Source organism: Vibrio sp. V43_P6S15P86 (assembly GCF_009904725.1).
In the GTDB taxonomy this organism is placed as follows: Bacteria; Pseudomonadota; Gammaproteobacteria; order Enterobacterales; family Vibrionaceae; genus Vibrio; species Vibrio diabolicus.
Window position 1 is genome coordinate 1 of record NZ_WXWT01000472.1, and the last position, 6,296, is coordinate 6,296.

Sequence of the window (6,296 nt, forward strand, 5' to 3'; positions counted from 1 at the left end):
CGATAAATGAAGAAGTCGAATTATGTCCCATTTGTGATAATACATTAGATGTAAGTATTGTTAAAGAACGGTTCACGATTGATGAGAAAGATAAGATTTCTCACGAGATAAACTTGTTAAAGCGGAGAATAAGGGATACTGAATCTATTGTTTCGCAGGCTAGGCAAGAATTGGATAACACTAACTCTGAACTAAAGATGCTTGATGATGTTGAAAGTGAAGCATTGATATTGCAAGAAAAGAACACAAAGGAGCTAACAAGTCCATATTTGGCTGAGAGAGATATGTATACTCTACAGCTAGGCGAACTGAAGCAAAAACGAAAGGATATAGTTAACAGGCTTAAAGTTAGAAATCAGCACAAGCACCTTTCAACAAATATTAAGTCTTTAGAAATTAGAATCGGTAAATTACAAGAAGAAATTGATAACTTGAAGAAAACAGCACCTTCCATGGTTGAGGTGTTGAGTGATCTTGGAGACTATCTCGACAATTATCTGAAGTTTGTAAAAATCAAATCACCACGTGATATTTCCTTTGACCCAGTTAGTTTTTCTGCAAAGGTCAGAGGTATAGAATATTCAAATCTCACGTCAGGTGGCTTAAGGACAATCGTAAGTATAGGGTATTTGTGCTCGCTATTAGAGGCATCTTTGGAGTCGAATATAAATTACCCTTCTTTTCTCATGATAGATACCGTAGGTAAGTACCTTGGTAAAACGAAGGAGCAGAATTATGCAATCAGCTCTGATGAGAAAGTGGAAGACGAGATAGAGGCAGTGTCTGATCCAATGAAGTATAAGAACATCTATGAATTCATCATTGGGCTAACGGAAAAATTTGAGAACAGAGATAAAGTTAGTCAGGTTATTCTGGTAGATAATGATGTCCCCGATCATATAGTCAGTGATTTGTCAGGTTTTATCGTTGCACAATATAGTTCAGAAAGAGCAAATGGCTTGCCGGTCGGTTTTATTGACAATTTATAATAGCAACTAGAGCCGCCAATCACTTTTAGTAAGTTTGGTTAGCGGCTGTCTGGTGCAAGTTTAGAAAGGAAGAGCTAAACTTCTTTCGAATCTCCGAGTCCTCAAGTGACTTAATTTTAAAATCCGGACAAGGATTGCCGATGTTTTTGATGTGGACTGAAAAATTTTCTGGTTACGTCTTCGTTTTTGCCAAAGCGAAATCTATCCGAAAGTCCGACATCGACTAGAAGTCGTAACACGGATCTATCCAAAAGCTGAGTTACAAAAGTCTCATCCAACAAAAAGGCGAACCAAACGGTTCGCCTTTGTCGATTTAGAGACTACAAAAATTAATCTTCGTAATTATCGATGCTTGGGCACGAGCAGATTAGGTTACGGTCGCCGTATACGTTATCTACGCGGTTTACCGTTGGCCAGTACTTCCAAGATTTGGTTGCTTTAGAAGGGAAGCAGCCAAGTTCGCGTGAGTATGGGCGATCCCATTCTTCAGCAGAAAGGTCAACTTGCGTGTGTGGCGCATTAACGAGAGGGTTGTTCTCTAGTGGCCATTCACCGTTTTTCACTTTTTCCATTTCTTCGCGGATAGCGATCATCGCATCACAGAAGCGGTCTAGCTCTTCTAGATCCTCCGATTCCGTTGGCTCAACCATTAGCGTGCCCGCCACAGGGAACGACATAGTTGGTGCGTGGAAACCGTAGTCCATTAGACGCTTCGCAATGTCTTCTTCGCTGATGCCTGTTTCTTCTTTCAGTGGACGAATGTCGATAATACATTCGTGTGCTACGCGGCCATTTTTGCCTCGGTAAAGAACAGGGTAGTGTTGGCGAAGTGTTTCCATCACGTAGTTTGCGTTCAGAATTGCTACTTTTGTTGCATCTGTTAGGCCTGCTTCGCCCATCATTGCGATGTAAGCCCAAGAGATCGGTAGGATAGAAGCGCTACCCATATCTGCTGCTGATACTGCAAAATCTTCGCCTTCTACGCCGTCTTCAATATGGCCTGGTAGGAAAGGCGCTAGGTGAGATTTCACACCGATAGGACCCATACCCGGACCTCCACCACCGTGCGGGATGCAGAAGGTTTTGTGTAGGTTTAGGTGAGAAACGTCTGAACCAATAAAGCCTGGTGATGTTAGACCAACCTGCGCGTTCATATTAGCGCCGTCTAGGTAAACCTGACCGCCAGCGGCATGAACCATTTCACACACTTCTTTCACTTTCTCTTCGTAAACGCCGTGCGTAGAAGGGTAAGTGATCATAATGCTTGATAGGTTGTCTTTGTGCTTCTCGATTTTTGCTGCTAGGTCATCGATGTCGATGTTGCCTTCTTCATCACACTTAACAACCACAACTTTCATTGACACCATAGACGCCGTTGCAGGGTTTGTACCGTGAGCAGAGCTCGGGATCAAACATACGTTGCGGTGACCTTCGCCACGGCTTTCGTGGTAGCGTTGAATCGCGATAAGACCTGCATACTCACCAGATGCACCAGAGTTTGGCTGAAGTGAGAATGCGTCGTAGCCTGTGATCTCACAAAGCTTCTCTTTTAGATCTTTCGCTAGTGCTGCATAGCCCGCCGCTTGTTCTGCTGGCGCGAATGGGTGGATAGAACCAAACTCAGGCCAAGTGATTGGGATCATCTCTGCTGCTGCGTTCAGCTTCATCGTACAGCTGCCTAGTGGGATCATGCCATGCGTTAGCGAGAAGTCTTTGTTCTCTAGCTGTTTCAGGTAACGCATCATTTGCGTTTCGCTATGGTGCGTATTGAATACAGGGTGAGTCAGGTATTCTGTTGTGCGGCGTAGCGCTTCTGGAATTGCCGCAAACTCGTTGCCTGCGATTTCCGTCGATAGTGCTGCTACGTCTTCTTTTACACCAAAGACTGCAAATAGTGCTTCTACATCAGCGACCGTGGTTGTTTCGTCACAGCTAATACCTAGCTTGCCAGGTAGTAGACGTAGGTTGATGTCTGCTGAAAGTGCTTTTGCGTAAAGCTCTTCTGTTTTTGAACCTGTGTTGATGGTGATGGTATCGAAGAAGCTGTTATGAGCAAGTTCAAAGCCGCCTTTGGTTAGGCCAGCGGCGATAATCGCAGTCATATGGTGTGTACGGCGAGCAATAGTGCGTAGACCTTCTGCGCCGTGGTAAACCGCGTAAAAAGACGCCATGTTCGCTAGCAATGCTTGAGCGGTACAGATGTTCGATGTCGCTTTTTCGCGGCGGATATGCTGCTCACGAGTTTGCATTGCCATGCGCAGTGCTTGGTTACCGTTAGTATCGATAGAAACACCGATAACACGACCTGGCATGGTACGCTTGTGTTTGTCACGCGTTGCCATGAATGCCGCGTGTGGACCGCCGTAACCCATAGGAACGCCGAAACGTTGTGCAGAGCCAATTGCTACGTCTGCGCCCATTTCACCAGCAGGTTTCAATAGGGTAGAAGCAAGCAGGTCAGTCGCAACAGTGACAAGCGTTTTGTTTGCTTGCGCTTTTGCGATGATGTCCGTTAGGTCACGAACTTCACCTGTTGTGCTTGGGTATTGAACTAATGCGCCGAACACGTCTTGCTCTGGTAGGGATTCTAGCGAACCAACCAGAACTTCAAAGCCGATGAATTTTGCACGAGTTTTTACTACTTCTAGCGTTTGTGGGTGAACATCGTCAGCCACAAAGAATACGTTGCTCTTGCTCTTACCTGCGCGCTTACACAGAGTCATTGCTTCTGCTGCCGCTGTTGCTTCGTCTAGCAATGAGGCGTTCGCGATTTCCATACCAGTTAGGTCGATGATCATTTGTTGGAAGTTTAAAAGGGCTTCCAAGCGACCTTGAGAAATTTCAGGTTGGTAAGGTGTGTAAGCGGTATACCAGCCAGGGTTTTCTAGCACGTTACGTAGAATGACGTTTGGAGTAAACGTGTTGTAGTAGCCCTGGCCAATGAATGTACGTTTAATTTGGTTTTGTTTAGCAAACTGCTTCATCGTCACTAGCATGTCTGCTTCGCTTTTCGCTTCTGCCAACGTCATTGGTTGTTCTAGGCGAATTTGTGCAGGCACGGTTTCTTCGATGAGGGCGTCAAGGCTTACCGCGTTGATGGCATCCAACATTTTTTGTTGGTCTGATTTGCTTGGTCCGTTGTGGCGTCCAACGAACTCATTTTGTGTGCTGAGGCTTTGAAGTAATTCAGTCATTGTCCTTTACCTACTCCTTGGCTCGGGTAACGGAAATGGTCGTTAGTGACACATTTAATTATACGTCCGAACCTAGAAAAAAAGCTGCTCTCTAAACAGGCTAGGGAACAGCTTTCGTCACATCCTAATTACTCTTCTTCGATAGAGTTTAGGTATTCTTCCGCGTCTTTTAAGTCATCCAACTCAGATGGGTTTGAAAGCTTCACTTTCACAATCCAACCACCTTCGTACGGTTCTTCGTTGATTAGCTCAGGGCTGTCTTCTAGTTCTTCGTTGATTTCTACGATTTCACCGGTAACAGGAGAGTAGATATCTGATGCTGCTTTTACAGACTCAACCAAAGAGAAGCTTTCACCTGCTTCTACTTCGTCTTCTACGTCTGGTAGGTCAACGAATACTACGTCACCCAACATTTCTTGCGCATGCTCAGAAATACCAAGTGTTACTGTGCCGTCACCGTTGTCACGTACCCACTCGTGGCTATCTGTAAACTTCAGTGTTTTGTCCATTGCTTAATCTCCAAATAACTTGTCAGGAATTATTGTGATTTTTAAAAAATCGTTTATTGGTAAAGAGGGAAGCGACTGCAAAGTTCTTTTACTTCTTTGCGAACGCGTTTTTCAACGTCTGCGTCACCTTCTGGGTTGTTCACCAAACCATCCAGCACGTCACCTATCCAATTACCGATGAGTTTGAATTCTTCAGCGCCAAAGCCGCGGCTTGTACCCGCAGGCGTTCCTAAACGGATGCCCGATGTAATCATAGGCTTCTCTGTATCGAATGGGATGCCATTTTTGTTACATGTGATCCCAGCACGTTCTAGAGCTTCTTCTGCTTTGTTGCCTTTCAAGCCTTTAGGGCGAAGGTCAACCAGCATTAGGTTCGTGTCTGTGCCACCAGTTACGATGTCGCAACCGCGAGTTTGCAATACTTCCGCTAGGACTTTTGCGTTATTGATCACCGAATCAATATAAGTTTTAAATTCAGGGCCAAGCGCTTCTCCAAATGCAACCGCTTTTGCTGCGATAACGTGCATCAGTGGGCCGCCTTGTAGGCCAGGGAATACGGCGGAGTTGATTTTCTTAATGATGTCTTCGTGGTTAGTAAGAATCATACCGCCGCGAGGGCCACGCAATGTTTTGTGTGTTGTGGTTGTCACAACATGCGCATGTGGCAATGGGCTAGGGTGTGCACCTGTTGCGATAAGGCCAGCAATGTGCGCCATATCGACCATAAGAATTGCGCCAACTTCGTCAGCGATTTCACGGAACTTAGCAAAATCGATAACGCGTGGAATAGCACTGCCACCTGCGATGATCATCTTTGGTTTGTGTTCTACTGCAAGTGCACGAACGTCGTCGTAGTTGATTTCCAGTGTTTCGCGATCAACGCCGTATTGAACTGCGTTAAACCATTTACCAGAAAGTGCTGGGCGTGCACCGTGCGTTAGGTGGCCACCAGCGTCCAAAGACATGCCAAGAATGGTGTCGCCTGGTTGAAGAAGAGCCAGTTTCACCGCACCATTTGCTTGAGCGCCTGAGTGAGGTTGAACGTTTGCGTATTCGCAATTAAAAAGTTTTTTCGCACGTTCGATGGCAATGGCTTCCACTGTATCTACGTGCTCACAACCACCGTAGTAACGACGACCTGGATAACCTTCAGCGTATTTGTTTGTTAGGCATGTGCCTTGAGCTTGCATTACCGCTTTAGAAACAATGTTCTCAGAAGCGATAAGTTCGATTTGTTCGTTTTGGCGAGCGGATTCCGCCTGAATTCCAGCAAAGACAGCATCATCTGTCGCAGAGAGGTTGGTAGAGAAAAAGTTTTCCAAGCTGTGGTTAGGGTAACTCTTATTCATGGTAGTTGACCTTCCAAATCTTAAAATGAACCCGCAATAGATGAATTATGATTTGCGGTTGTGGTTCATTTGTCCTCAAAACAGCTGAACTGCATAGCAGAACAGAGTGAACATCCGGCCCTAAATGTGGGCAAAAACTCCGTCGGATTGCGTGTTTCCTTTACCAATCTCTTACGGAAATATGCATCTCTACATCTAACAAGTTGGTAACATAGCGCCTGCTGCGGGAACAATCAACCAAAAATTTCCTATAGG

The 6,296-nt window shown here is 45.4% G+C and carries 3 protein-coding genes and 1 pseudogene; 1 reads left to right on the forward strand and 3 read right to left on the reverse strand.

Annotated elements, in window-relative coordinates:
• Positions 1 to 989, forward strand: a pseudogene (locus CAG69_RS21175) (hypothetical protein); the annotation flags it as partial.
• A 329-nt stretch (positions 990 to 1,318) separates the two neighbouring features.
• Here the strand turns inward: CAG69_RS21175 and gcvP are convergent.
• The 3 genes from gcvP to CAG69_RS21190 form a co-directional block, all read right to left on the reverse strand.
• Entirely contained in the window at positions 1,319 to 4,183 is a 2,865-nt protein-coding gene (gene gcvP, locus CAG69_RS21180) for an aminomethyl-transferring glycine dehydrogenase (protein WP_046876055.1), read from the reverse strand.
• Positions 4,184 to 4,311: 128 nt separating this feature from the next.
• Complete coding sequence (gene gcvH, locus CAG69_RS21185; RefSeq protein WP_046876056.1) at positions 4,312 to 4,692, reverse strand: glycine cleavage system protein GcvH; 381 nt, start codon at positions 4,690 to 4,692, stop codon at positions 4,312 to 4,314.
• 53 nt (positions 4,693 to 4,745) lie between these two features.
• A complete protein-coding gene (locus tag CAG69_RS21190; protein ID WP_161446102.1) occupies positions 4,746 to 6,041 on the reverse strand; it encodes a serine hydroxymethyltransferase in 1,296 nt (431 codons plus the stop codon).
• Positions 6,042 to 6,296 lie beyond the last annotated feature (255 nt).

Excerpts from the sequence above, each read along its gene's own strand:
- gcvP (WP_046876055.1), bottom strand. The coding sequence starts at position 4,183 with ATGACTGAATTACTTCAAAGCCTCAGCACACAAAATGAGTTCGTTGGA.
- CAG69_RS21190 (WP_161446102.1), bottom strand. The coding sequence starts at position 6,041 with ATGAATAAGAGTTACCCTAACCACAGCTTGGAAAACTTTTTCTCTACC.
- gcvH (WP_046876056.1), bottom strand. The coding sequence starts at position 4,692 with ATGGACAAAACACTGAAGTTTACAGATAGCCACGAGTGGGTACGTGAC.